Genomic DNA, 1,935 nt, shown 5'->3' on the forward strand with positions numbered 1-1,935 from the left:
TAATTAACTTTGCAAAACCTATCGGGTGGTACACGTTTCAAATGCTACCCGGGTCCCTTTTCAAGTGTTAGCTACAATCCTTCACTTACAGAGATTTCAGAATCATACTATTTGCTTTATCAATTGCCATCGTGTCCAATGAGGCAAGATAGATGCGTGTGGTCGCTTCTGAATCGTGACCCATTCCCTCGCTGATAACCGAAATAGGAACATTCTTGCTCTTGGCGATGCTTGCCCAAGCGTGACGGCTCACATACATCGTAAGTGGTACGGACAATCCCAATTGGTTGCCGATGACTTTTAGGCTACGGTTGATGTTGTGTGCCGTATAGATGTATTGCTTGCGTTCATCTATTTCGCTGAGGGGTTTGATGATGGGCAACAGATATTGAGACAACGGATTATCATACTTTTCCACTATCTCCTGCATACACTTCTCCCATTTGATGAATAGCTGTTGCCCTGTCTTGCGTCTGCGGTACGATAAAATATTGCCGTTCAAGTCCTTTTTCCGTAGGTATGCCATATCCACGAATGACATACCACGAGTGTAAAAACTTAGCATAAACATATCACGGGCAAAATCAAGAGTCGGATTCATCGACAAATCCATCTCTTTAATCCGCTTAACCGTTTTAAGAGGTACAGCTCGCTTGACGGTTTTATCCACACCTGTATAGACGTGCTTGAACGGGTGTCGCTGGGTGGTCAACTTCTTTTCCACGGCACGATTATATACAGCCCGAAGATTACGCATATAGAATGATGAACTGTTGGGGCTTACTCCGCTACGCTTCAAGTAGGCTTCGTATGCCATCATCATATCGGAATCCATATTGTCCAATGCCAAATCCTTATCCTCACGAAAGCGCCGGAAACTGCTGAGCGTAGCAGCATATGTTTCCGAAGTACGTATCTTGCCCAATGTTTTCAGATTGGATATTACGCCCTCCATAAATGAGAAGAGATAATTTTCTGGATTATCCGCTATGAACTCGGCTATTACATCATCAGCGGTATAGTCACATCCGCTATGCTCAAATACTGAAATAATCTTTTGAAGAGCCTTTACATCCATTCGGATTTTATCGATTATTTCCGACAGATAACGCTTTCTCTCATCATTGAATCGTGGTAATACCACCTCCGACAAGTGATTGTTCCACTCAGAGCCGTAGAGACGGTAGCCCGTCTTTTGCTGACGGGCTACACGATTGTGGATTACTTGATAGAAAATTGTACCTTGTCCGCCATCAACCGTTGATGGTCGGAACTTAATCTTAACTGTTGCCATATCACAATCAGGGTTTTGATTTGTTATTCAGATTAACCTTACTATCGTCCTGTTTGTTCTTGATGGACTTGGCTCTTGATTCTTGCTCCTTTGCTGCCTGCTCTTTGAGCCTTGCTTGCTCGGTAAGGGCGGCTTGCTTACGGACAGCCTCTTCGTAGATTTCCACATCCTCACGCATCTGCTCAATCTTTTGGTTATCTCGGTTGAGTTCGAAGATGTCCTCCAAAGTGGCTATATGTTCAGCCGAAGCATCGCCTTTCATTTTTATGTAACGATATTTGAGGTCATTATCAATGCGTTCATAGTTCGGACGTTTTGCCAGATGTAAAGCAACTGATAAAACTGCAATGGCTGCCGACATGATTACAAAGGTTATCAAGACATGAGGTTCATCAATGCTGATACGAAGATGCTTGGCATTGGCTATTCCACTTTCGATATTTTCATTGGTTTCTCGGAACATCTTCTTGACCTTATCGGATTCCTCCTGCTGTTTAGCCTTGATTTCTGCCAGCGAGTTTAGCACATCGCCAGACGATTGCGATTTATTGACAATCGCTTTCACATCTGGAAAATCCAGTGTAAGCTGCCCCCTAAAACCAAGCGATTCTGCCCCCTTGTGCTAAAATAATCCTACCCCC

2 protein-coding genes are annotated in these 1,935 nt (G+C 43.8%); both read right to left on the bottom strand.

Annotated features, from left to right (window positions below; genetic code table 11):
• Nucleotides 1-85 precede the first annotated feature (85 nt).
• On the bottom strand, nucleotides 86-1,294 hold the full coding sequence (locus tag ACESTD_RS18355) for a site-specific integrase (protein ID WP_195289173.1): 1,209 nt from the start codon (nucleotides 1,292-1,294) through the stop codon (nucleotides 86-88).
• Nucleotides 1,295-1,301: 7 nt separating this feature from the next.
• Nucleotides 1,302-1,859, bottom strand: coding sequence for a hypothetical protein (locus ACESTD_RS18360; protein ID WP_272195453.1), 558 nt, complete (start codon nucleotides 1,857-1,859; stop codon nucleotides 1,302-1,304).
• Between the last annotated feature and the right edge of the window lie 76 nt (nucleotides 1,860-1,935).

The organism is Bacteroides sp. AR20 (assembly GCF_964250605.1).
Lineage (GTDB): Bacteria > Bacteroidota > Bacteroidia > Bacteroidales > Bacteroidaceae > Bacteroides > Bacteroides uniformis.

Bases quoted from the DNA above. Each gene is read 5' to 3' on its own strand.
- ACESTD_RS18355 (WP_195289173.1), bottom strand. From the start codon at position 1,294: ATGGCAACAGTTAAGATTAAGTTCCGACCATCAACGGTTGATGGCGGA.